Raw genomic sequence first — 23142 nt, forward strand, 5'->3', positions numbered from 1 at the left:
ATGAAAGAACTGAAAATAAACGAGGTGGCCAGCATGCTGCGCCTCTCAGCGGATTCGATCCGGTTTTATGAAAAGAAGGGCATCATTCACCCTGAGCGGCAATCAGACAACCATTACCGCAAGTATTCCATGGATGATATCCGCACCCTGTATGACAGCCGTATTTTCCTGAATATGGGCTTTACCCTGGCAGAGATTGTGGAAATATTCTCGGATTATTCTGAGGAGGACATCTGCCGCCATCTGCGGGAGAAGCGTAAAGTGATCACCGAGGAGCGGCGGCGGGAGGAGATGGCTTTATACAAAATTGACAGGCTGCTGGAGGCGGCGGAGCTGCGCAGACAGCGCGCGGGACGCTTTACCATCGGGCTTACCCCGGAGCTTTACCTGTGCGCCTATGCCGACGGTGGCGAGCTGGTGCGCGGCAATATCGAGAGCCCTTATTTTACCCAGGTCATGGATAACCACAATCTTTTTGACTGCGCGGTGGTCATACCGGAAAGGCAGAGCGCTGAGCCCATCGAAAATCAGAGCCGCTTTGGGTTCACCATCAACGCGGCGCTGGCAGCGCGTTACGGGATTGACCTTGGGCCCATCGCCGAAAAGCGGCCGCCGGTCATGGCTGTCCATACGGTGCTGGAGACTTCAGGGGTTATCAATGCCCAGGGGCTTGTGCCTGTCTACGCGTGGATGAAAGCGCACTGTTTTGAGCCGGCCGGCGATATTCTGGGACGGATGGCCATGGTGCGCCATGAAAAGGGACAGGAGCAGCGTGTTTACGAGCTGTGGGTGCCCGTTCGGGAGGATTAAGCCCTGGAACGGTTCCAGGACAGTTCCGGTTAAAATTTGGATGTTATCATGATGAAAAGCGGGAAATCCTTGAGGTTTCCCGCTTTTTTGCGCGAAATCCCAGGGGTTGACTCTGGAAAGGCTCCATGCGTTAGAATAAAAGCATGAAAGAACGAAAGAGGTATTAAAATGAATGATTCTAAGCTTTTTGAAAGTGGGAAAATTGGAAATGTCACCATCAAGAACCGGATTGTTATGCCTGCTATGGAGGTGCTGGCCGCAGGCTTTAACGGAGAAATGACCGACGGGCTGATCCGCTATTATGAGGAGCGGGCAAAGGCAGGAGTTGGTCTTATTGTCACCGCCTACGCGAGCGTGGACGATGTTTTCAGCCAGTCCTTCGCCGGGGCGCAGCTCCGGGTTACCGACGCCCGGCATACCTCCGGTATGAGCAGGCTGGCGCGCACCCTGCACAAATACGATTGCCGGGTTCTGGTTCAGATTTATCAGGCCGGACGGCAGGCAGTGCCCACGGCGGTCACGGGCAAGCGTATGATCGCTCCAAGCCCCATCGGTTATTCGCTTCATGATCAGGTACCGGAGGAAATGACCAGAGAAGAGATAAAACGCTCGGTTGAGAAGTTTGTATTTTCCGCACGTATCCTTAAGGACGCCATGATCGACGGGGTTGAGATCCTGGCTGCCGGCGGCTACCTCATCAACCAGTTTTTAAGCCCCTACAGCAATCAGCGGACCGACGAATATGGCGGCTCCTTTGAAAACCGGTTCCGCTTTTTGAGGGAAGTGGTTGAGGCCGTCAGGAGAGCGTGCGGCGCAGATTTTATAATCAGTGTGCGCTTCAGCGCCGATGAGTTTACAGAGGGTGGCTACGGTCTGGAGGAGGGGGTCCGGATCGCCAGGGCACTGGAAGAAATCGGGGTGGATTGTCTGAGTGTCAATAACGCCAACCAGGAAAGCCGCTATTATATTATCGAGCCCATTGGGTTTAAGCCTGGCTGGAAGTCCTATATCACCAAAGCCGTTAAGGACGCGGTAGCTGTCCCGGTCATTGCCACCAACGCCATTAAAATGCCTGAGGAGGCGGAGCGCTTCCTGGCAGAGGGGATCATGGATTACGCGGCTGTCGGGCGCGCTAATTTCGCCGATGCCCACTGGGCTCAAAAAGCGGCAAAAGGGCGCAGCAGCGACATCAAGCCCTGCATTGGGTGCCTGTACTGTCTGGACCAGACCGCGGCCTTCAGGCAGAGTACCTGTGCCGTCAACCCCGAGGCCGTCAGAGAGAATGAATTTCCAGAACACAGTGCGGATATGACGGGCCGGACCATTGCTGTCGTGGGCGCCGGACCGGCAGGCATGGAGGCCGCCATCCTAATGAAAAAACGCGGCGCAAGGGTCGTTGTCTTTGAAAAACAGGATCATGTGGGCGGCGCGTCGGAGCTGGGCTCCCGGACACCAGACAAGGAACCCCTGAAGCTGCTGGCCGGATATTACGCCGCCCAGGCAGAAAAGCTGGGCATTGACCTGCGCCTTGAAACCGAAGGAACGCCCGAAGCCATCCGGAGCCTTAATCCCTACGCCGTCTTTGTGGCCACCGGGGCCAGGCCTTTTATCCCAAAGGTTGACGGGCTGGAGACTGTGGCTTATAAAACCGTCGGGGAGGCTCTGGCGCCGGACTTTAAAATCAACGGCAAACGGGTGACCGTCATCGGCGGCGGCATGACCGGCTGTGAGGTCGCAGAGCATTTCGCGCGGATGGGCAATACGGTCACGCTGGTGGAAATGCAGGATAAGCTCGCCCCGGAAGTCTGCCGGGACAACCTGTTTACAGTGCTGAAAAACCTGAAAGCGCAAAACGCAGATATTCTTATGGAAACCCAGCTCCTCAAAGCCAGCCCCGGGTCGGTGGTCGTGAGAAACCTGCGGACCGGCGAAGAGCAGAGCATCGGCACAGACTGCCTGATCCTGTCTGTGGGCAACCGCCCGGATACCACCTTGTACGATGTGCTCAGAAAAACGTTTGACAGAGTGATCCCATTGGGGGATACTGTTAAAGCAGGCCGGGTTCAGGCAGCCGTGCACAGCGGCTTTGAAAAAGCCTATGTTTTAGATTAAAGGAGGAAACACCATGAAGAAAGTGAAAATTACCGTTCTCAGGACAATGTTAAACCAGGATCTGGCACAGGAATACGGTGTGGATGGCCTCACCGCCTGTCCGATGCTCAAAGAAGGCCAGACCTTCTATGCCGATTACGCAAAGCCTGACGGGCTCTGCGACGAGGCCTGGAAAGCCATTTACCAGTACGTTTTTGCCCTGGCCCACGGCGCGGATAAGGAGCTGTTTTACTATGGCGACTGGATCAAAAAACCCGGCGTGGCCATCTGCAGCTGCAACGACGGGCTGCGTCCAGTGATTTTTAAGCTGGAAGCCACCGACGAGCAGGGGCAGATAAACTACACGCCCGTGCGGTAAAACGGCGGCACCAAAAGCAGGAGAAGCCTCCTGCTTTTTTGTATTTCAATAAAAATAGGATTTGATTATTGACAAGTATACTTGGCGGTGATACAATGATAATGCCAATAAAACTTGGCAAAAGTAAAGGAGTCACCATCATGGATAAAGAAGAAATATTAGCCAGAAGCCGTCAGGAAAAAAAGGATGAGGGTATGACCGAGGCCGAAAACAGAGGACGCAGGATCGGGGTAGTGGCGTTCTCAGCTGTTTTCGTCTTTATCGTGCTGTTTAACCTGTTTAAGGGCCAGCCCAATTACGCGCCAATGGCCATGTTCTGGGCCTTTCTCTCAGCTGAGGCTTATCCTAAATACCGTTTTACAAAACAGAAGGCCTATCTTGTCACCACCATCGCGGGCGGGGTTGCGTCGCTGGCATCGCTCGCAAGCTTTGTACTGTCTGTATTGGGGTAAAGGGTTTTGAATGAGGAATTAATTTTAAAAAACCGCTTAAAGGAAATCCGAAAAGAAAAAAAGCTCTCCCAGTCCGCCCTGGCCCAGCTGGTCGGCGTCTCCCGCAACACCATCAGCTCCATCGAAACCGGCCAGTTTAACCCGACGGCAAAGCTGGCGTTGATTCTGTGCATCGCGCTGGATAAGAAATTTGAGGAGCTGTTTTATTTTTAGAAATTAAAGAGCACGGCACATTTCTGCGCCGTGCTCTGCCTTATTTTACCGCGGTTACCTTAATCCGGCGGAAGGTCTCAAAGCAGGTGCCGTCCGCCTGCTGCGTTTTATGAAGCATGGCTTTGATGACGTCGTCCCGGAAATCAGCCTTGAGAGCAGGGGGAACACAATCCATAAAGGGAACGAGAGTCGGCTGGTCCAGCCACCGGATCATCTCATCCGGGTCTGCGAAAAAACGGTCGGCCTTTTCCTCAAGCACCGAAAACGTCGAAAAGCCTGCGTCCCGGACCTTCTCTTCATAAGCCGGCCTTAAGGGCATGTACCAGGGCCATACAAACCCCTGAAAAAAGGCGCGGTAGGGCTCAGCCGCCATTTTCTCTCGGATGACTTCAAAAAAGCGGGAGCAGGTGCCGTCTCCCGCGAAATTCCAGGAGATAACACCCCCTGGCTTCAGCGCGGCCAGGGCATTTTTCAGGAGCAGCTCGTGATCCTTGACCCAGTGCAGCGCCGCGTTGGAAAAAATAACGTCGAAGGTATTGGCGAAATTCAAACGATTGATGTCCGCCCGCATAAACTTCAGATTATCCTGCACGTGCTTCTCAGCGGCGTTAATCATCCCCTGTGAGGCGTCAATGCCCAAAACCGTACCCTCCGGCACCAGCAGGGCCAGCTGTTCGGTCAGCGCGCCGTCGCCGCAGCCCAGATCCAGAATGGACTCGCTGCCCCTGAGGCTGAGCCCGGATATGAGGCGGCCGCCCCATTCCTTCTGGTGTCTGGAAGCCTGCGCGTATTTTTCACCATTAAATTCAAAAGTTCCCAATGCTGTGAACCTCCTGTTCATAAAGTAATCCTATTATAATCCAGAACAGCCCCGGGGGCAATGCACCGGCGGGTTTAAATTTTTTTCGGAAATATCGCGGTTTATAATAAAAAAAGATTGCCTTTTCTGATAAAAATATGTTAAAATAAAAGCACATTAATTAAAGAGAAAAATATCATACTTAAATTAAAACAAAGGGGAGAGTCATGCAGGGAGACGCTTGTATCCATTTGTTCCCGCCGCACACCGGGCGTAATCGAATAAAACACTAAAGGGACAATGGCTGTCACCCAAAAAGGAACTGAAGGCTGAGCGCTGGCGGTTCCTTTTTTATTGTGAAAAACTTAACATCCCGCCGGGAGCAGTGCGATGCTGATCTCAAAGGGAAAACTGAAGCTGGTGGAGGAAACCCTGAAGGAGGATGGGAAAACCCCGCTGAACTACTATCAATTCATCTATGGTGAAATGCCCTGCTGCCCCGATTGCGGCGCGCCCATGCACGAAAGAGAGCGTCTCACCGGTAAAAAAGCCCGGGGCTTTACCGGTATGGACGGCATCGAGAGTAAGGTGGAGATACGCCGTGTGGTCTGTGACAATAAAGCCTGTTATAATCATAACCACCCCAAACGCGACCTTCCCGACATACTGGTGCCCTACAGCCATTACGACGCCGAAGTGCACCAGGCGGTTGCCGACGGCAGCACTGAGGTGCCCTGCACACCAGGCACGATCCGGCGGCTGCTCAAAAAGATGGCGGACCAGCTCATGCTGTTCTTATGGGCGCTCACCCAGTTGGGGATTCGCCTGACCTTTTGCGAAGAGGATGGTAAAGCCTGGGATTTCTGGTCCGCCCTGCGGGCCGCGACGGCAGGTTTTGAGCGCTGGTACCTCCTGGCGCTCAAAATGACGGTTAACCGATTTGGTGCTTTGCACTGGCAATGCAGCGACACAGGGTAAGCCGACGTGATAAGATGCCCGTATCATCCAATAAGGGATGAAATTTCAAATCAAAACTGGAGGTACAGTGATGAAAGAAAACAAAGAACGCCCGGAAAAAGCCCGTGGCCTTGTTCATTGTGCAAAAAATCAGGAAATAATGGAAAATACGGCTCCGGCAGACCTGTCCGCGGCCAATGTGGTGGTCACCCTGTGCGGCGAACAGCCCGTGGTGTCCAGCCGGCGGGTGGCCGCGGATTTCGGCAAGGAGCACAAGAGTGTGCTGCGGCGCATTGCCCAGCTTAACCGGGAGACCACAGCGCAGAATTGCGCCGGTCTCTTTATCCCTTGGTCCTACGCCGACGCGGCAGGCAGAAAGCGCAAGGCTTATCAGATTACCCGGGACGGCTTCACCCTGCTCATCATGAGCTTTACGGGCGCCCGGGCCCTGGAATGGAAGATCCGTTATATGCAGGCCTTTAACCAGATGGAAGAAAGGCTGCACAGCACCAGGCCCACGCTGCCTGAGGGCGACGCCCTCATGGCCATGGCGGTGCTGGAGGCAAAAGCCATCATTAAAAACCTGAAGCCCGAGGCCGACTATGCCCGAAAGGTCCTCGACAACCAGGCCCTTACGCCCATTACCAGCATTGCCAAGGATTACGGCATGACCGCTGGGTTCATGAACCGCCTTTTACACAGCCTGGGCGTGCAGTACCGCATCGGCAAACGCTGGTATCTTTATTCGGATTACCAGGCCGAGGGCTACGCGGCCACCAAGTCAGACACCATTTATAAAAAGGACGGCACCGCCAAGGTGGTGGAGAGCCTGCAGTGGACGCCGAAGGGCCGGCGTTTCCTGTACGACCTGCTGGCAAAGAACAACCTGTACCCAGTACTGGAGCGTGGACAGCATGAATCTGCTGACTGAGTTTCTCGCCTTCTTTGCCTGGCTGAACCGCCACCCCAAAAGGGCGCTGGAATACAAGGGCTTCTGGATTTACCTGCTGTATCAGAACAACCAGAGCGCTGTCCGGGATCCGGCTGGCGACTGGCACTGGCCGGTATGGTTCGAGGTGGACAACCCTGGGCTCAAGGCTTTTTTAAACATTGAGGACCGGCGGCAGGTGGCCTATTACAGGAGCCGCCTGATCCGGGACGGCCGCATCGGCTACCAGAAAGCCGGCAGCGGCTACCAGTATGCCCTCAAGCCCTTTGACCATAAGACCGTCCAGACCACCATCCGCCTGGAGGACCACACCAGCCTGCGTGTATGGACAGCCGCGGGGGATAACAGCGCAGGCCCTGGCAGAGATGATAATCCCTGCGGCTTCTGGATTCCGCCCGCCCTGTCCGAGGAGGAGCGCAGGGCCCTGGCGCTGAAATACCCGGATGATGTCCAGCGGTTCTGGGCTGAGCAGGCCCTGAGAGAGCAGAAAGCAAGAGAGGAGGAAGAAAAATGGGTTTACTAAAGGATACCTACGCCGACCTTTACGGCGAGCGGTTTGACACCAACCCCGCCTATACCGATTACGACTGTATGGCTGAGGGCGCCCTGCACATCAGCCTGCGGGCACGCACCCTGTCCGAAGCTGAGGATACCTTTGCCGAGCTGCTGGATAACGCCGAGAGCGAAGTGCCCGGCCTGGTGCTCCGGCTCCGGTGGGTAGATGAGCAATGAGCGGCAGCGAGCTGGCCCGCTGGGTCCGTGACAACAGACGCGCCAGGGGCCTCACGCAGCCTCAGCTTGCGGAAGCTGTGGGCGTGAGCCATAAAACCATCTTCAGGGCTGAGCGGGGCGAGTCCCTCAGCGCCTATACTCTGGATCAGCTTACCCGGTACTTCGGCGTGCCGCTGCCCGAGGAAAAGGCCTGTCCCACTGGCCATTTTGTGATGACCCTCTATCGGGAATACCTGTGAGGGCATTCCGGCACGGCACAATTTTGCGCCGTGCCTTTTTATGGTCAAAAAAAGTTTTCTTAAATTAAATCCTTATGGCCTTCTCAAACGTTATATAATACAAGGGGACGCCCGGAGGAGGAAAAACTTGACGCGTGAAGATATTTTACTGAAAAAAACTGAAAACGGAGACCGGCAGGCGCTCGAGGGGCTGATCACAGCCTATTATCCGGATATTTTAAGGTATTGCCTCTGGCACACCAGAGACCGTGCCGCCGCTGAGGACGCGACCCAGGAAACCTTTCTGAAGGCAGTGCGCTTTCTGGACGGCTACCGGCACCAGGGGCATTTCAGGGCATGGCTCTATAAAATTGCCGCCAATGTGTGCCGTGACGCGTGGCGCAGAACGGATGAGGAGCCCCTGCCGGAGAACCTCACCTATGATGAAGCGGGATTTGCGCGTGCCGAATCGGACGCGGATTTTATCCGCATGGTGGGGGAGCTGCCCGAGGAAGCCCGTGAGCTGGTGCTTCTGCGCTTTGCCCAGGACCTTACCCTGCGCGAAATCGCCCAGGTTACCGGGCTGCCCATGCGCACTGTCCAGTCGCGTCTGCGCGCAGCCCTGAAAAAAATCAAAAAACAGCTCTTAAAAGGAGAAATATACCATGAAGCATAAATTAGAAAAGAGAATGAGACAGGCCTTAAAAACACCGGTCCCCATATCTGAGGAGCGGCTGGAGGCTGCAAAAAAAGCCGCGGTCAGTCTTTACAACGACCGCAGTCCGCAGCAGAAAATTTCCTTTCCGGCGTTTTTGTTTGCCCAGATACGCTTCTGCGGCGTCTGGGTGTGGCTTTTACAGGGCGGCGCCCTGTTTGCCCTTTTTCTGATTTTAAACAGCGTTCTCGGCGGCGATGTCAGCGCCATAAAACCGCATCATCTGCCTGGGCTGCTCAGCCTCTGCGCGGTGGTGGTCGCGGCCACAAGCCTGCCGGGTATCAGCCGCTCCTGGCAATACCGGATGTACGAGACAGAGGCGGCCACACGTTTATCCCTGCCCGGCCTCATATTGTGCCGGCTGCTTATTTTGGGACTGGTGGATTTTTTTATTCTGGCCGCCGCCTTTTCCGCAGCGCTCTGGCAGACCAGCCTGAGCGGCTTAAACGCCGCTGTCTACCTGCTGCTGCCCTTTCTGGCCGCCTGCTTTGGCAGCCTTCTGATTATCCGGCATGCCCCCGGAGAGCGGCTGCTGTTTTTCTGCACCTTGTTCTGCGGCGTGCTTTTCCTGGCCCTGTGGCTGGCCGGAAGCCTGGATTCAGGCTTTTATCAGCAGACCGGGCTTCTGGCCGCGCTTACGCTGCTCTGCGGAGCCGCTGTTTACACCCAGTGCCGGAAGCTCGTCAGAGATTATAACATTGAATAGGAAGTGAAATGATGGAACTTAAAATCAACCGATTGACCAAGCAATATAAGGACAAGCTGGCCGTGGATGGTGTCAGTCTGAAATTAACGCCGGGAATCTGGGGGCTTCTGGGCGCCAACGGCGCAGGAAAAACCACCATGATGCGCATGGTGGCCGGCATTTTAAAGCCCACCTCCGGCGGCGTGTTTTACGATGGTATAAACATCGCCGACCTGGGGGAAAGCTACCGGAATATTTTCGGCTATCTGCCCCAGACCTTTGGCTTTTACCCTGAATTTACAGTGAGAAGCTATCTGGAATACATGAGCGCCCTCAAGGGCATTGGCAGAAAGGACGCGTCTTTAAAAATCGGGAACCTGCTCCAGACCCTCGCCCTGAGTGATGTGAAAAACAAAAAAATCCGCAAACTGTCCGGCGGCATGCAGCGCCGGGTGGGCATTGCCCAGGCCCTGCTCAACGATCCGGAAATCCTGATTCTGGACGAGCCCACCAGCGGCCTGGACCCGGGCGAGCGGGTGCGTTTCCGCAATATCCTGGCCGAGTTCGCGAAAGAGCGCATCGTGCTCATTTCCACTCATATCGTGTCCGACGTAGAAAACATCGCCACCCGCAACGCAGTCATGAAGGACGGGCGGATCATCGCGGCGGGCAGCACCGATGAGCTGGTGGCAGCCATGAAAGGGCGTGTATGGCGTACCGAGGTGCCTGAAAGGGATCTGCTGAAATGTGAGCGCCTTGTCCGTGTCGCCAATATCCGCAGCGAATCCGGGGGGCGGGCCTCGCTCCGTTATCTGGCCGACACCGCCGTGCTGCCGGGCTCAGCCCCGGAAACGCCGCGGCTTGAGGATTTATACCTCTGGCTTTTCCCGGAGGATTCAGGAACAGAGGAGGTGCAGTGATGCTTAACGTATTTTGCATGGAGTTTAAACGCCTTTTTAAAAGCCGCATGGTGTGGATACTGAGCGCGGCGTCTCTGGTGGTCGCCCTGCTGTTGTGTGTGATGGTTGTGAATAACGTGAGCTACGGACGCCGGGATGATCCGGATTATAAAGTCGGGCTGCCGGCCATCCCGGCCCTCAAGGAAGCCTATAAGCCCCTTTACGGAGCGGTTACGCCCGAAAAGCTTGAGTCCGCCTTTGAGACCTATATCGACGCCTCAAACGCCTACGAGGAAAAAATGCCGGCCTCGGTTTATAAAGAGAAAATAGTGCCGGTCCAGCCCGCCCTCAACTGGATTTTCAGTGCCTTTGACGATTCTGAAATCACCAGCGTGGATCAGGTGGGAGGCTTCTACGCCCAGCGCCTCCATAATATTGAGAACCAGCTTGAGGATAAATACCCCGACGCGCCGCAGGCAAAGCAGGCGGCCATGGAGCTTAACAGTAAGGTGGAGACCCCTTTCAATTATGTTTACGGCTATGGTGATACCAGCCCGGATATAATCATTTTACTGCTCCTGGTGCTCATTCTGTTCTGCACCGCCATGACCGCACCCGCTTTCGCCGCCGACTACCACAGCCGGGCCGATGATATTCAGCGCTGTACCCGCTACGGCAGGGGAAAGCTGAGCGCCGCGAGGGCACTGGCTTTGCTGATCCTCGTCCTGGCAGTGACGGTGGTCAGCACCGGCGCATATCTGATCATTCTGAACAGTATTTTTGGCTGGGAGGGCCTGTCATCCTCCCTTCAGACCGCCTTTGTGGCCTGGGGCATCGCGCCCATGAGTGTGGGGGATATGGTACGCGTGACGTTTTTTGCCGGGATTCTCACCCTGCTGGCCACAGCGTCCTGCAGCCTGTTTGTATCCTCCCGGTGTAAATCGCCCACGACGGCGCTCATCATCAGCTTCTGCGTCAGCCTGCTGCCCATTTTCCTGGGCTTTGCGGGTGTTAATGTAAAATGGCTGTACGCGCTGCTGCCCTCGGGCGGCATAGCCATGGAAAACAGCTTTTACTATGCCCTGACGCTCAACAGCACGAACTTCCTTCACCTTGGGAGCTTTACCCTGTGGCTGCCTTACGCCTATATCCTCTTTGCCGCGGTGGAGATCCCCCTGTTTGTCCTGCTGACCATACTGTCCCACAAGGGTCGGCAGGTCACCTAATGCATAGCAAAAGACAGAAAGTTTACTAAAAAAGCACGGCGCAAAAATGTGCCGTGCTTTTTATCTATTCGCCTATGATTTTAATGAGCGCGTGTTTATCGCGCTTACCGTCAAACTCAAAATAAAAGATCTGTTCCCAGGTGCCAAAGTCCAGCCGGCCGTTTGTGACGGCAACCACCACCTCACGGCCCATAACAGTCCGCTTGAGATGGGCATCGGCGTTATCCTCAAAGCCGTTGTGGTGGTACTGGCTGTAGGGCTTTTCCGGCGCCAGCTTTTCGAGCCAGACCTCGTAGTCGTGATGCAGGCCGCTCTCGTCGTCGTTGATGAACACGCTGGCCGTGATGTTCATGGCGTTGACCAGGATCAGCCCTTCTTTAATGCCGCTGTCGGCCAGGGCGGCTTCGACGTCTGGTGTAATATTGACAAGACCTCTGCGGGTCGGCAGGTTAAAATGCAGTTCCTTACGGTAAGATTTCATAAGTCCTCCTATAAATAATATTAATATAAATCAAAGAAGCGCTCGTAAATGCGTTTCTGATAGACAACAGAACCGATGATCTGGACATGATCCTTATTAAGGTCATAAACCTCCACTTCAAAGGAGGGATTATGGGGCTGAAGAATGACCTGGTTTTTCAAGAAGGAGACCTTCCTTATTTTAAGATCGGACTCACCCACATGCAGCGCCGTCAGATCGCCGGATTTTAAAAAGGTGTTGAGCTTAACCACCACATGATCGCCCTTCATCAGCGTGGGCTCCATGCTGGTGTCGGTGATTTCCATGGCGAACACCGGGCCCCATTTTGCCAGCTGGTCGCTGGGCAGGGTAAGGGTATGGATGGTTTTCTCATTGGAAAAAACAGGCAGCTGGTATTGAATGCTCCCGAAAACCGAAAGGGTTACCTCAGAGCCAAAGGGTTCGGTATCGTCAAGCACCTCCCTCTCGTACATGGCGACAGGACAGCCCATGAGCCACAGGGGGCTGACGTCAAAATAGGCTGCCATCTCCCGGATGGTCGTGATCTTCGGGGCCATCTCACCCCTTGTGTAGCGCGAGATACTGGGGGGAGAAAGGTTGAATTTTCGGGACATCGAATAGGTGGTTTCATTGAAATTAGTCATCAAATACTTAAGCCGCTGGCCAAAAACCTGCTTATCGACCGTATGTTTTTTATCCATCGTACACCTCCGCTTTTGTATATTTTACACCAAATGAGTGCAAAACACAATATCAGAGATATAATTACAGTCATACATTACGTAACACAACGACAGTGGTGCCATCCCTTAAAGTCTTACAGCATTTTTTTGAATAGAATTGATTTTTCTGAGTTCAGGGTATATAATACAAGTACAAAATTCGTTTACAAAATCTAAAAGAATCGAGGAAAGAAAAGTAGTGTTAAAAACCTTAATCGAGTCGATATATTGGCGCCTGTTCTATTTTAAAATGCGGAATAAATATTCCGGGCAGGACCAGTAGATCAGTAAGCGAAACCAAAAACGGCCGGAGTAATCCGGTCGTTTTTACGTTGCTCAGGCTTTTCGCCGCATCATTCCGCTATAGGGATTTTCTCCCTCTGGCGGAGCAATCTCTACAAGCTCTCCGGCGTTCACCATGGCCTGCAGCCGCATCAACAGCCACTGTGCGCTCACGCCCGGAACGCGGGCCAGGGTTCCTCCGATGGCAAAAGCTGCCATGAAATCGCCATCGGGTATATTGGCCCGGAGGACCGCGTCATAGAAATTCGCCCGGACGCTCATAACACGGCCGTTTACCACTGCGCGCAGAGGGGCGTTTTCTTTGACAAGCTGTTCCCACAGCGCTGCGCTGGCTTCTCTCTGGACTGGGGTGACAGGCTCTTCAAGCTGTGCAAGGGTACCAAAGTCCTCGGGTAAAATCTCACCGGTGCTCAGGTATTGGCGGGCTTTACCGTCAAATACAGTCTGACGTGAGACAAATACCGCAGACAGGTGGACTGGGCTCTCTCTTAAAAAATAGCAGATAAAAAGAAATTCGCAGACATCACCGGGATTGTTCTCGGACAGCCAGACACGGATGGGCTCAAGGGTTTCTGCGGCTCTTTCCAGACGGTCCAGGGTTTTTCGGTTCAGCGCTGCGATTTCCTCAGCCACGCCGGGCGTGCCGCCGTACAGGATTTTCAGTACGGAAAACCGGGTACCGCCTTTTGTTTCAGCGTTGTCAAGCTCTCCGATATCCAGAGACTGCCACAGGGGGGCCACATCCCCGGGGCTGCCGTCAAGGGATAGCCCGGGCCAATGGGTAGGTGTGGTATGATCCCTACCACGCAGCATTGACGCTTCCTTTATCTCTTGGCCATGTTTCATGGACTTTGCGCAGCTCAGACTTGCTGCGGAGCTGTTTCCAAAGATAAGCTCAATCATTTCAGTTCCTCCAGCCTGTACAAATCCGCCCTTCTGGCGGACAAAATCGGCAGCTGCTCCCGCGCCTCGGTAACGACACGGGTGTCGATTTCAGCGCTCACGGTCCCTGGTTTTTCGTCAAGACCGGCGGCTATGCGGCCCCAGGGATCAACGATACAGGAGTGGCCCCAGGAAAAATACTTGGCGTTCATATCCCTTGCGGAGGAGCAGGCCGCGAGATAGAGCTGGTTGTCTACGGCCCGGGAACGCAGGGCCAGCTCCCAGTGCATGGGGCCGGTGGTCATGTTAAAGGCCGCGGGAAGCACCACCAGCCTTGCGCCGCGGTCGGCCATGATACGAAATTGCTCAGGAAAGCGGACGTCAAAGCAGACGGCCACGCCCACCGGGCCAAAGGATGTGTCCACAACGGTAAGGGTATCGCCAGCAGTTAAAACATTGGACTCTTTAAAGGAGATTCCGTTCTTGACATCAACATCAAAGAGGTGCACCTTTCGGTGCCGTCCAAGCAGGCTGCCGTCCGGACCAAACACGAAACAGGAGTTATAGATATGCCCGTCCTCCTTTTCCGGGATGGAGCCGGCAAAGAGGGTGATGCTGAGCTCTCTGGCCAGGGCGGCCATGCGGGCATTGGCCGGCCCGTCCGCCGGCTCGGCCGCGGCCACAAAATCACTCCCCGCGTAGGGGCAGGTATACATTTCAGGCAGCAGCACCATTTCGGCGCCGTCTTTCACAGCGGCCCGGACCATTTTTTCAGCAGTGTTCAGATTGTTTTCTTTATCGGCCGTCAGGGGCATCTGGCAGCAGGCAAGCTTCATTTTCATGGGAAACCTCCGGTTTCTTTTTTCTTTTACAGTGTTCTGTTTATTATATCTGAAAAGACTGAAAGAAGTTTTTAATCGCTTAGGGAAAACTTCAATTAATTGTAACCCTTTCCTAATTTAAATAGTTCCAAATAAAACTTTGATAAATTCTTGAAGATTTGTTATAATAGTGGTCGTTTAAGAAGTAATATATAATAAATAAGTAGAAATTTGATTTTGAGGTTAGGGTTTGGAGAAAGAATTAGTTTTAACCATTGATTGTGGCACCCAGGGCATTCGGGCCATTGTGTTTGACAAAACGGGCCGGGCGCTGGCAAAAACCGAGAAAAGGTTTGAGGGCTACTACTCAAAGAAGCCGCATTACGTGGAGGCGCCGCCTGCCATGTTCTGGGAAGATCTGGCCGCAGTCACCCTGGAGATGAAACGCCGTTATCCTGAATACACCGGGGCGCTTTCGGGTATGAATATCGCGGTGCAGCGCGATACCGCCACCATTGTGGACGAGAAAGGCGAGGGACTGCGGGATTTCATCAGCTGGATGGACCGGCGGACCCTGGAGAAGCCGCTTACGATTCCGCAGCCTTACCGCTTTGCTTTCTGGATAGCGGGCAAAAAGGCCTTTACAGAGAGCTTTAACACCGGCACCCACGCGCACTGGATCAAGGTGCACGAGCCGGAGCTGTGGAGCGCCGCGGATAAATATATTTTTCTTTCAACTTACCTGATCAATAAACTGACCGGCCGGATGGTGGACGCGACCTCCAATATCGCGGGACACTTTCCCTTTGATTTCAAACATAAGAAATGGTGCGGTCCTTACGAAATCAAGCGCCAGATCATTCAGATCGAGCGCGAAAAGCTTTGTGACCTGGTGGATTCCTGCCAGGTCATCGGTGTCCTTACCCGTGAGGCCGCCGAAAAGACAGGCCTGCCTGAGGGACTGCCCCTCGTTGGCTCCGGCACCGACAAGGGCTGTGAGACCATTGGCGTGGGCTGTGTGCACGAGGGCTGCGCCAGCGTATCGCTCGGCACCCAGTCCACAGTGGAGACGACCAGCAGCCGTTATTATGAGCTGGTCCCTTTTTATCCGCCCTTCCCGGGGGTAGACCCAGAGACCTATAACCCAGAGATCACGGTTTACCACGGCTTCTGGATGATCAACTGGTTTGTCGAAACCTTTGCGGAAAAAGAGCGGGAGGACTGCGCAAAACGGGGTGAGGACCTGTTTGATTTTCTGAACGGGAAACTGCCCACCGTGCCCGCGGGATCCGGCGGGCTGGTATTGCAGCCCTACTGGGGACAGGAGTCCTTTAAGCCTGAGGCAAAGGGCTCGATTATCGGCTTCAGCGAGCGCCACACCAAATACCATATTTACCGCAGCATCATCGAGGGGCTGGCCTTCGCGCTTCTGGAGGGTCTTGAGACCATCGAGAAAAAATCCGGCGTGCGGGTGGAAACCATCGGCCTGTCCGGCGGCGGCTCCCGCAGCGACAACATTGCCCAGATCATGGCCAATGTTTTTGGCCGGGAGGTCTACCGGGTCCAGACCTTTGAGACCACCGGGCTCGGCGGCGCCATGGCCACCTATGTCGGCCTGGGCGTTTACCCGGACCTCGAAGCGGCCGGGGAAAGGATGGTGCGGAAATCGCGCTGTTTTACGCCTGATCCCGAAGAAAACAAACAGTACACAGATATTTACCGTGAAGTGTATAAAAAGGCGTATAAGCGGTATAAACCGCTTTTTAAAAGGCTGCAGAAAATAGAGAACATGCAGTAACCGACATTCCTGACAATGATTGATGATTAATAAAAATGAGGCATAATACATGAACAAAACTTATAAAATGGGCCTTGACGTAGGCTCAACCACCATCAAAGTGGTGGTGATGGATGAGAACGACACGATTATTTACAAAGAATACCGCCGCCACCTGTCCAACATCAAGCTGATTATGGCGGAGCTCTTAAAGGAAACCTTTGAGGCGGTGGGGGACATTACCACCAGGGTCTGTGTGACCGGCTCCGGCGGGCTGATGATCTCAAAATGGCTGGACATCCCTTTTATCCAGGAGGTTGTGTCGGGAACCGTGGCTGTTGAGCGCCTGATTCCAGAGACGGACTGCGCCATTGAGCTGGGCGGCGAGGACGCCAAGATCACCTTCTTTGAGGGCAATATTGAGCAGCGGATGAACGGTACCTGCGCGGGCGGTACCGGGGCGTTTATCGATCAGATGGCGACCCTGCTCAAAACCGACGCCACCGGCCTTAACGAGCTGGCGAAAACGCACCAGACCATTTATCCCATCGCTTCGCGCTGCGGGGTATTCTCCAAAACGGACATACAGCCCCTGCTTAACGAGGGCGCTGCCAAGGAGGACATCGCAGCCTCGATTTTTCAGGCGGTGGTCAACCAGACCATCAGCGGACTGGCCTGCGGGCATCCGATCCGCGGAAATGTCGCCTTTTTAGGCGGGCCGCTGTTCTTCCTGTCTGAGCTCAGACAGCGTTTTATCGAAACGCTGAAGCTGACGCCGGAGCAGGTAATCTTTCCTGAGGGCTCCAACCTGTTTGTGGCTGTGGGCTCAGCCTACTCCTCGGAAAAATACGATACCCTGCCGCTCTCTGAGCTGGTTACACGGGTACAGAACACGGACGGAGCAGGTGACAGCGAGGTCGGCCGGCTCGATCCACTCTTTAAAGACCCGGATGAGCTGGACCGCTTTTTATCCCGCCACCAGAAACACCGCGTGGAACGGGGAAGCCTTGAAGACTATACCGGGACATGCTTTTTAGGGATCGATGTGGGCTCCACGACCACCAAGGCGGTGCTGATCGGCCGTGAGGGTGAGCTTTTATACAACTACTACGGCAGCAATGAGGGCAGCCCGCTCAACCAGGCCATCAAGATTGTGGAGGATGTTTACAACAAGCTGCCCGACGGCGCGGTCATCGGCAAATCCGCGGTCACCGGCTATGGTGAGGGACTGATCAAGACGGCGCTCAAGGTGGATATCGGCGAGATTGAGACCATTGCCCATTACAAGGGCGCGAAGTATTTTATGCCCAAGGTCGATTTCATTCTGGACATCGGCGGTCAGGACATGAAGTGCATGAAGATAAGAAACGGCACCATTGACAGCATTATCCTCAACGAGGCCTGCTCATCGGGCTGCGGTTCCTTCCTCGAGACCTTTGCAAAATCCTTAAACCTGGGCATGGAGGCCTTTGTATCTCAGGCGCTGCTGGCTGAAAAGCCCGTGGATCTGGGAACCCGCTGTACGGTTTTCATGAATTCCAAGGTTAAGCAGGCCCAGAAGGAAGGGGCCGAGGTCGGGGAAATTTCCGCCGGCTTGTCTTATTCGGTTATCAAGAATGCACTGCAGAAGGTAATCAAGGTGCACAACCCCAAGGATCTGGGTGAGAACATCATCGTCCAGGGCGGCACCTTTAACAATAACGCGGTGCTGCGCGCTTTTGAAAAGATCACGGATAAGGACGTGGTGCGGCCCGACATCGCCGGACTCATGGGCGCCTTTGGCGCAGCCCTGATCGCCCGGGAAAATTATACCGAGGGAGACCGGAGCACCCTTCTGAATCTGGACAAGCTCTACAGCTTTGAGGTTGAGGTCAGCCACCGCCGCTGCGGCGGGTGCAGCAACAACTGTCTGCTCACAATCAACCGCTTCAATGACGGCAGCCGCCACATTACCGGTAACCGCTGTGAGATCGGGGCGGGTGAGGGACGCAAGAACAAGGATCTGCCCAACCTGTACCAGTATAAATACAAGCGCGTTTTCGATTACCAGCCGCTGCCCACCAACCAGGCGTCCCGCGGTGCGATCGGGATACCGCGCGTGCTCAACCAGTATGAGAATTACCCCTTCTGGTTTATCTTCCTGACCAGCCTCGGCTACCGGGTCGAGCTGTCCGAGGAGTCGAACCGCAAGGTTTATGAAAAGGGCATGGCCAGTATCCCGTCCGAATCGGTCTGCTATCCGGCCAAGCTGGTGCACGGCCATATCCAGGACCTGATCGACCGGGGCATCACCACCATTTTCTATCCCTGCATTCCTTATGAGGAACGGGAATTTGAAAAGGTGGATAACTGGTACAACTGCCCGATTGTCATGTCCTACCCGGAAACCATCAAGCACAATATGGAATCCCTGAATGATCACGGCGTGACCTTCCTGAATCCTTTCATCGCGCTGGACGACCATAAACGCCTGGAGGAACGGCTCATTGAAATCTTTGGTGAGCTGGGCATTCCAAAGGAGGAAATCAGCGTCGCGCTCAAGCTGGCCCTGGGCGAAAAGGACCGCTTCCGGGACGACATGCGCGCAAAGGGCGAGGAAACCATCGAATGGCTGAAGAAGAACAATAAAAAAGGCGTCGTGCTGGCCGGACGCCCATACCATATCGACCCTGAGATCAACCACGGCCTTGACAATATCATCACCAGCCTGGGCATGGCGGTGCTCACAGAGGATGCCATCGCCCATCTGGCCACGGACCTTGACGAGGAAAACTTCCGCGTGCTGGACCAGTGGAAATACCACAGCCGTCTGTACAAGGCGGCAGAGGTGGTCGCGCAGTATGATTTTCTGGAGCTGGTGCAGCTGACCTCCTTTGGCTGCGGCCTGGATGCGGTCACCTCCGAACAGACTCAGGAAATTCTGGAAAGCAAGGGCAATATCTATACCCTTATCAAAATCGACGAGGTCAACAACCTGGGCGCGGTCCGTATCCGTATGCGCTCATTAAAGGCGGCCATGGAGGAACGTGAAAAGAACCATGTCAAGCTCCCCTGCCAGCAGCTGCCTGAAAAGGTGGTATTCACCAAGGAAATGCGAAAACGCCACACGCTTCTGGCACCCCAGATGTCACCCATTCACTTTGAGTTTATCGCGGACGCCATGGCCACCAGCGGCTACAACGTCGAGGTGCTGCCGAGTGTGGACGAAAAGGCTGTGGACGAAGGGCTGACCTATGTCAACAATGACGCCTGCTATCCGACCATCATCACCACCGGGCAGATCATGGCGGCGCTGAAATCCGGCAAGTATGACCTGGACAACGTATCCGTACTCATGACCCAGACCGGCGGCCCCTGCCGTGCCTCCAACTATGTGGGCTTTATCCGCAAGGCGCTTAAGGAAGCGGGTATGGAGCAGATACCGGTTATCTCCCTGAACCTGGTGGGGCTGGAGGATAACCCGGGCTTTAAGATCACACCCGGGCTGGCCAACCGCGCCCTGATCGGCATGGTCTACGGCGACCTGTTCCAGCGTGTGCTTTACGCCACCAAGCCCTACGAGCAGGTGCCCGGCTCGGCCGTGGCCCTGTACAATAAGTGGAAGGAGCGGGTCAAAATTGATATCCGCAAGCCAAAATGGTCGGTCTTTAAACGCAACGTAGCCCAGATCGTCGAGGATTTTGACCGGCTGCCGAGAATTGAGAAAAAGCTCCCGAAGGTCGCCATCGTCGGGGAGATTCTGGTCAAGTACCACCCGACCGCCAATAACAACCTCATCGAGGTGCTGGAAAACGAAGGCGCTGAGGTGGTGGTGCCGGATCTTATTGACTTCTTCCTGTACTGCTGCTATAACGCCATTTACAAATACGACGAGCTGTCTGGCAGCAAATCCGGCAAGACAGCCGGAGTGGCCGGGATTAAACTGCTTGAAATGTACCGGCGGAACATGAAAAAGGCTCTGGATAAAAGCCGCCATTTCCACGCGCCGTCTACCATTTACAAAAAAGCGGAAAAAGCCAGTGAGCTCATCGCGCTGGGGAACCAGGGCGGGGAAGGCTGGTTCCTGACCGCTGAAATGATGGAGCTTATCGAGTCGGGCGTCGAAAACATCGTCTGCGTACAGCCCTTTGCCTGCCTGCCCAATCACGTCATGGGCAAGGGAATGATCAAGCCGATCCGCAAGCGCTATCCGAAGGCCAATATTGCTCCCATCGATTATGACCCCGGCGCTTCCGAGGTCAATCAGATTAACCGGATTAAGCTGATGATGGAAACCGCCAATAAAAATCTTGGAATCTGACAGGGGCGGAAAAGTCCCTCGAAAGCTAAGAAAAACCTGTAAAACAGAGGCATTCTGTTCACAGGTTTTTCTTTTTATTTATCTCATTTCACAAATTAAAATCTGCAAACGATATTGCAAAAATTGACCTTGCAAGTTGGGATCAATAATCCTATAATAAAGACATCACATATAATCCTTTTTCCTTTAGAATTACTCCCCTTTTTCTATAGGAAACCGGGCGGAGACCTTTTACGGGTCTCCGCTTTTCTTTTTTTGTTTTCCGGCAGTGCAGAACACGACTCCGTTATCATAATACCTATGATGGCCGTATTTTTCATTTTAAGCCGGAAAAACAGCCGGAAAAACGTTCGCTTCAACTTGGACATGCCTGTAAAGATAAAACCGCCCTGCGGGCTTTTTCGGGTCATACCCTTGACCGCTCTGAGCAAGACGCTCAATGAGGGACATGGGCAGGAACATCCGGCTGCGGCGCAGGCGGCAGGGGAGCACGGCACATTTTTGCGCTGTGCTCCGGGCAAAAAAATAAACCCGTCTTTAAAAGACAGGTTCTGTTTGGTTTAGTTGTCTCCCTTAGTAAAAAGCGCGTAGGCGTCGCTCATCACCTTCAAAGCTTCCTCACTGGCGCCCTGGCTCTCAATATAGCTGATAAAATCATCGGCTGAGCCGTCGTCCGGAAAGCTTTTATCCCCGGCTACATCCTTTGCAAGATCACCAAAATATGACGCGTCACCGGAGTATCTGGCACAGAGCCACTCTTTAAATAATATTTTTTCGCCCATTTTCAAGCCCCCTTTTTTCTTTATTATAACATATCTGTAAACGTCTTGCTTGAAAAAATCCTTTTATTAAGGGTAAAAAAATGGAGAAGTCAGAGCAGAAAGCTCTGGCTTCTCCATAGGGTTTAAAGACTGGTTTTAAACCTCCGGTTCCGCAGTCACGTCGGTTCTGTCCAGCTTTCTGCTGGAAAGACGGTGAAGCACGAACAGGGTAACGCCCAGCAGAATGATGCCAGTGCCGAGTGTCAGGGCAATGTTGCCGTATGAGAACCCGGCGACAATGTAGCCGACAAAGCAGCACGCCGCTACCAGGCAGGCATAGGGCATCTGAGTGGCCACATGCTTAATATGGTCGCAGCCCGCGCCGGTAGAAGACAGGATGGTGGTATCAGAGATCGGCGAGCAGTGATCACCGAAAACAGAGCCTGCCAGCGTGGCGGACAGGGTAACGACCATCAGCTCCGGTGCGGATGCCTGACAGATGAATACGACGATTGGGATAAAAATCCCAAAGGTTCCCCAGGCAGTACCGATCGAGAAGGACAGGCCGGCAGCCACCAGGAATACGATGGCCGGAATCAGGCCCATTGGCAGGTGGCTGGCTTCTACCAGCTGGCCAACGTAGATACCGGTACCCAGGTAATCCTGGCATAAGGAACCGATGGTCCATGCCAGTGTCAGGATAATGTAAGCCGGCACCATGCTCTTAACGCCTTCGCCGATGCCGCCCATGAATTCCTTAAAGGTCACAAGCTTTCTCGGGATAAACAGCAGGAAGGTTACGACGAGCGCCCAGAAGCCGCCCAGTACCAGGGCTGCAGAAGCGTCGCAGTTCCCAAAGGCTTCGCCGATGCTCAGGCCTTCGCCGGCCCAGTAGCCGCCGTTCCACAGCATGGAAATGATTGAGAACACAATCAGCGCGCCGATGGGGATGATCAGATCCCAGACGGTTCCTTTGTCGGAGACCTCCTGGTTGCTCTCCATATCGTCCGCGACAGCGCCCAGGTCACCTTCTTTCTCAGCTTTGTATTCTTCCTTGGCCATGGGCCCGAATTCCAGATTGGTTGCGGCCAGCGCCAGTACCATGATAATGGATAAAATAGCGTAAAGATTGTATGGGATGGTCGCGAAGAATGCCTGTAATTCATTGGTGAAGGCTCCGGTTTCATACAAGGTTGATCCAACCGCTGCCGCCCAGCTTGAAATCGGGGCGATAATGCAGACCGGCGCCGCGGTGGCGTCGATGATGTAGGCCAGCTTTGCACGGGATACATTGTACTTGTCCGTAACGGGTTTCATAACCGTACCGACCGTTAAGCAGTTGAAGTAGTCGTCGATGAAAATCAGCATTCCCAGAAAGCTGGTTGCCAGCTGTGCGCTTCTTTTGCTTTTCAGCTTGGTTGAGGCCCAGTTCCCGTAGGCTTTTGAGCCCCCGGCCATGGTGACCACATAAACCAGCGCCCCCAGCAGGGCCAAAAAGAGAATGATGTTAAACTTGCCAGGCGAACCAACGGTCTCAGCAGTAACGCCAAAGGCTACGCTGCTCATCTCGATGATGCCGCCGCCTGTGTTTAACGCGTAGATAAGTCCCCCTGAAAGTATTCCGATTAACAACGATGAAATAACTTCTTTGGTGCATAACGCCAGAACGATCGCGATGATCGGTGGTAACAGCGATAAGAAACCAACATCGATTGTTTCCATAAATACTCCTCCTTATTTTTTTATATTTGCTTCCACAAACAAGCCAATTTTAACACAAAATTAATGCAAATTAAAGGAAATAAATAGAATATGGTCTTTTAGGGCTCAAAAAATTTTTGCAATCAATAAAGCTGCGCCTGTTACAAACATAAAAATGCTTTGAAAAGCGGAATAACGGATTTGCTTTTACCCGCTTGACGCTTTTTTTATGCTACAATAGAGACATCTGAAATTAAAAGGCAGGAATT

The 23142-nt window shown here is 53.8% G+C and carries 23 protein-coding genes; 16 read left to right on the forward strand and 7 right to left on the reverse strand.

The features are described from left to right. The 5 genes from I2B62_RS04090 to I2B62_RS04110 all read left to right on the forward strand — a co-directional run bounded on the left by I2B62_RS04090 (position 1) and on the right by I2B62_RS04110 (position 3945). Entirely contained in the window at positions 1-810 is an 810-nt protein-coding gene (locus I2B62_RS04090) for a MerR family transcriptional regulator (RefSeq protein WP_195267686.1), read from the forward strand. A 168-nt stretch (positions 811-978) separates the two neighbouring features. After that, on the forward strand, positions 979-2922 hold the full coding sequence (locus I2B62_RS04095; RefSeq protein WP_195267687.1) for an NAD(P)/FAD-dependent oxidoreductase: 1944 nt from the start codon (positions 979-981) through the stop codon (positions 2920-2922). 13 nt (positions 2923-2935) lie between these two features. After that, the gene (locus I2B62_RS04100) at positions 2936-3280 is read left to right on the forward strand and encodes a TIGR04076 family protein (protein ID WP_195267688.1); all 345 of its coding nucleotides are present in this window, start codon (positions 2936-2938) and stop codon (positions 3278-3280) included. A 140-nt stretch (positions 3281-3420) separates the two neighbouring features. Continuing rightward, positions 3421-3732, forward strand: a complete 312-nt coding sequence (locus I2B62_RS04105) for a DUF6442 family protein (RefSeq protein WP_058694661.1) — start codon at positions 3421-3423, stop codon at positions 3730-3732. 6 nt (positions 3733-3738) lie between these two features. Continuing rightward, entirely contained in the window at positions 3739-3945 is a 207-nt protein-coding gene (locus I2B62_RS04110) for a helix-turn-helix transcriptional regulator (protein ID WP_058694660.1), read from the forward strand. A gap of 40 nt (positions 3946-3985) precedes the next feature. Here I2B62_RS04110 and I2B62_RS04115 read toward each other — a convergent pair whose 3' ends face one another. Further along, entirely contained in the window at positions 3986-4765 is a 780-nt protein-coding gene (locus I2B62_RS04115) for a methyltransferase domain-containing protein (protein ID WP_207735930.1), read from the reverse strand. Positions 4766-5134: 369 nt separating this feature from the next. On the opposite strand from I2B62_RS04115, the gene I2B62_RS04120 reads away from it, so the two are divergent. From I2B62_RS04120 to I2B62_RS04160, 9 genes are all read left to right on the forward strand, one after another. Beyond that, on the forward strand, positions 5135-5722 hold the full coding sequence (locus I2B62_RS04120; RefSeq protein ID WP_195267690.1) for a DUF6431 domain-containing protein: 588 nt from the start codon (positions 5135-5137) through the stop codon (positions 5720-5722). 70 nt (positions 5723-5792) lie between these two features. Further along, complete coding sequence (locus I2B62_RS04125; protein WP_195267691.1) at positions 5793-6632, forward strand: phage regulatory protein/antirepressor Ant; 840 nt, start codon at positions 5793-5795, stop codon at positions 6630-6632. Further along, a complete protein-coding gene (locus I2B62_RS04130; protein ID WP_195267692.1) occupies positions 6616-7173 on the forward strand; it encodes a hypothetical protein in 558 nt (185 codons plus the stop codon). The genes I2B62_RS04125 and I2B62_RS04130 overlap by 17 nt, the downstream gene beginning before the upstream one ends. Beyond that, positions 7161-7382 (forward strand): hypothetical protein, encoded by a 222-nt coding sequence (locus tag I2B62_RS04135; RefSeq protein WP_195267693.1) that lies wholly within the window; start codon positions 7161-7163, stop codon positions 7380-7382. The genes I2B62_RS04130 and I2B62_RS04135 overlap by 13 nt, the downstream gene beginning before the upstream one ends. Next, on the forward strand, positions 7379-7621 hold the full coding sequence (locus tag I2B62_RS04140) for a helix-turn-helix transcriptional regulator (protein WP_195267694.1): 243 nt from the start codon (positions 7379-7381) through the stop codon (positions 7619-7621). The genes I2B62_RS04135 and I2B62_RS04140 overlap by 4 nt, the downstream gene beginning before the upstream one ends. 127 nt (positions 7622-7748) lie before the next feature. Next, the gene (locus I2B62_RS04145) at positions 7749-8276 is read left to right on the forward strand and encodes a sigma-70 family RNA polymerase sigma factor (protein WP_195267695.1); all 528 of its coding nucleotides are present in this window, start codon (positions 7749-7751) and stop codon (positions 8274-8276) included. Further along, positions 8266-9021 carry a hypothetical protein gene (locus tag I2B62_RS04150; protein ID WP_195267696.1) on the forward strand — a complete coding sequence of 252 codons (756 nt, stop codon included), beginning with the start codon at positions 8266-8268 and terminating at the stop codon, positions 9019-9021. The genes I2B62_RS04145 and I2B62_RS04150 overlap by 11 nt, the downstream gene beginning before the upstream one ends. An 11-nt stretch (positions 9022-9032) precedes the next feature. Then, entirely contained in the window at positions 9033-9920 is an 888-nt protein-coding gene (locus tag I2B62_RS04155) for an ABC transporter ATP-binding protein (RefSeq protein ID WP_195267964.1), read from the forward strand. Continuing rightward, a complete protein-coding gene (locus tag I2B62_RS04160; RefSeq protein WP_195267697.1) occupies positions 9920-11125 on the forward strand; it encodes an ABC transporter permease in 1206 nt (401 codons plus the stop codon). Before I2B62_RS04155 ends, I2B62_RS04160 begins: the two co-directional genes overlap by 1 nt. 64 nt (positions 11126-11189) lie before the next feature. On the opposite strand, the gene I2B62_RS04165 is transcribed toward I2B62_RS04160, so the two are convergent. The 4 genes from I2B62_RS04165 to I2B62_RS04180 all read right to left on the reverse strand — a co-directional run bounded on the left by I2B62_RS04165 (position 11190) and on the right by I2B62_RS04180 (position 14355). Further along, on the reverse strand, positions 11190-11606 hold the full coding sequence (locus tag I2B62_RS04165; protein WP_195267698.1) for a secondary thiamine-phosphate synthase enzyme YjbQ: 417 nt from the start codon (positions 11604-11606) through the stop codon (positions 11190-11192). Between the two features lie 20 nt (positions 11607-11626). Next, entirely contained in the window at positions 11627-12307 is a 681-nt protein-coding gene (locus I2B62_RS04170) for an XRE family transcriptional regulator (protein WP_195267699.1), read from the reverse strand. Between the two features lie 357 nt (positions 12308-12664). Then, positions 12665-13534 (reverse strand): DUF3658 domain-containing protein, encoded by an 870-nt coding sequence (locus I2B62_RS04175; protein WP_195267700.1) that lies wholly within the window; start codon positions 13532-13534, stop codon positions 12665-12667. Further along, positions 13531-14355 (reverse strand): carbon-nitrogen hydrolase family protein, encoded by an 825-nt coding sequence (locus I2B62_RS04180; protein ID WP_195267701.1) that lies wholly within the window; start codon positions 14353-14355, stop codon positions 13531-13533. The genes I2B62_RS04175 and I2B62_RS04180 overlap by 4 nt, the downstream gene beginning before the upstream one ends. Positions 14356-14584: 229 nt before the next feature. Here I2B62_RS04180 and I2B62_RS04185 point away from each other — a divergent pair, with 229 nt between their 5' ends. Next, positions 14585-16132 (forward strand): FGGY-family carbohydrate kinase, encoded by a 1548-nt coding sequence (locus tag I2B62_RS04185; protein ID WP_195267702.1) that lies wholly within the window; start codon positions 14585-14587, stop codon positions 16130-16132. 49 nt (positions 16133-16181) lie between these two features. Further along, positions 16182-20411, forward strand: coding sequence for a 2-hydroxyacyl-CoA dehydratase (locus tag I2B62_RS04190; RefSeq protein ID WP_195267703.1), 4230 nt, complete (start codon positions 16182-16184; stop codon positions 20409-20411). A gap of 560 nt (positions 20412-20971) precedes the next feature. Here I2B62_RS04190 and I2B62_RS04195 read toward each other — a convergent pair. Both I2B62_RS04195 and I2B62_RS04200 read right to left on the reverse strand, forming a co-directional pair. After that, positions 20972-21193: a YozE family protein gene (locus I2B62_RS04195; RefSeq protein ID WP_195267704.1), complete on the reverse strand. Its 222-nt coding sequence runs from the start codon at positions 21191-21193 to the stop codon at positions 20972-20974. 135 nt (positions 21194-21328) lie between these two features. Further along, the gene (locus tag I2B62_RS04200) at positions 21329-22894 is read right to left on the reverse strand and encodes a Na+/H+ antiporter NhaC family protein (RefSeq protein ID WP_195267705.1); all 1566 of its coding nucleotides are present in this window, start codon (positions 22892-22894) and stop codon (positions 21329-21331) included. Positions 22895-23142 lie beyond the last annotated feature (248 nt).

It is taken from the genome of Eubacterium sp. 1001713B170207_170306_E7, from assembly GCF_015547515.1.
GTDB lineage: Bacteria > Bacillota > Clostridia > Eubacteriales > Eubacteriaceae > Eubacterium.

Coding starts and splice junctions, on each gene's coding strand:
- I2B62_RS04150 (WP_195267696.1), top strand. CDS start 8,266: ATGAAGCATAAATTAGAAAAGAGAATGAGACAGGCCTTAAAAACACCG.
- I2B62_RS04190 (WP_195267703.1), top strand. CDS start 16,182: ATGAACAAAACTTATAAAATGGGCCTTGACGTAGGCTCAACCACCATC.
- I2B62_RS04160 (WP_195267697.1), top strand. CDS start 9,920: ATGCTTAACGTATTTTGCATGGAGTTTAAACGCCTTTTTAAAAGCCGC.
- I2B62_RS04170 (WP_195267699.1), bottom strand. CDS start 12,307: ATGGATAAAAAACATACGGTCGATAAGCAGGTTTTTGGCCAGCGGCTT.
- I2B62_RS04180 (WP_195267701.1), bottom strand. CDS start 14,355: ATGAAAATGAAGCTTGCCTGCTGCCAGATGCCCCTGACGGCCGATAAA.
- I2B62_RS04105 (WP_058694661.1), top strand. CDS start 3,421: ATGGATAAAGAAGAAATATTAGCCAGAAGCCGTCAGGAAAAAAAGGAT.
- I2B62_RS04155 (WP_195267964.1), top strand. CDS start 9,033: ATGGAACTTAAAATCAACCGATTGACCAAGCAATATAAGGACAAGCTG.
- I2B62_RS04125 (WP_195267691.1), top strand. CDS start 5,793: ATGAAAGAAAACAAAGAACGCCCGGAAAAAGCCCGTGGCCTTGTTCAT.
- I2B62_RS04090 (WP_195267686.1), top strand. CDS start 1: ATGAAAGAACTGAAAATAAACGAGGTGGCCAGCATGCTGCGCCTCTCA.
- I2B62_RS04195 (WP_195267704.1), bottom strand. CDS start 21,193: ATGGGCGAAAAAATATTATTTAAAGAGTGGCTCTGTGCCAGATACTCC.
- I2B62_RS04165 (WP_195267698.1), bottom strand. CDS start 11,606: ATGAAATCTTACCGTAAGGAACTGCATTTTAACCTGCCGACCCGCAGA.
- I2B62_RS04200 (WP_195267705.1), bottom strand. CDS start 22,894: ATGGAAACAATCGATGTTGGTTTCTTATCGCTGTTACCACCGATCATC.
- I2B62_RS04135 (WP_195267693.1), top strand. CDS start 7,161: ATGGGTTTACTAAAGGATACCTACGCCGACCTTTACGGCGAGCGGTTT.
- I2B62_RS04130 (WP_195267692.1), top strand. CDS start 6,616: ATGAATCTGCTGACTGAGTTTCTCGCCTTCTTTGCCTGGCTGAACCGC.
- I2B62_RS04140 (WP_195267694.1), top strand. CDS start 7,379: ATGAGCGGCAGCGAGCTGGCCCGCTGGGTCCGTGACAACAGACGCGCC.
- I2B62_RS04175 (WP_195267700.1), bottom strand. CDS start 13,534: ATGATTGAGCTTATCTTTGGAAACAGCTCCGCAGCAAGTCTGAGCTGC.
- I2B62_RS04120 (WP_195267690.1), top strand. CDS start 5,135: ATGCTGATCTCAAAGGGAAAACTGAAGCTGGTGGAGGAAACCCTGAAG.
- I2B62_RS04100 (WP_195267688.1), top strand. CDS start 2,936: ATGAAGAAAGTGAAAATTACCGTTCTCAGGACAATGTTAAACCAGGAT.
- I2B62_RS04095 (WP_195267687.1), top strand. CDS start 979: ATGAATGATTCTAAGCTTTTTGAAAGTGGGAAAATTGGAAATGTCACC.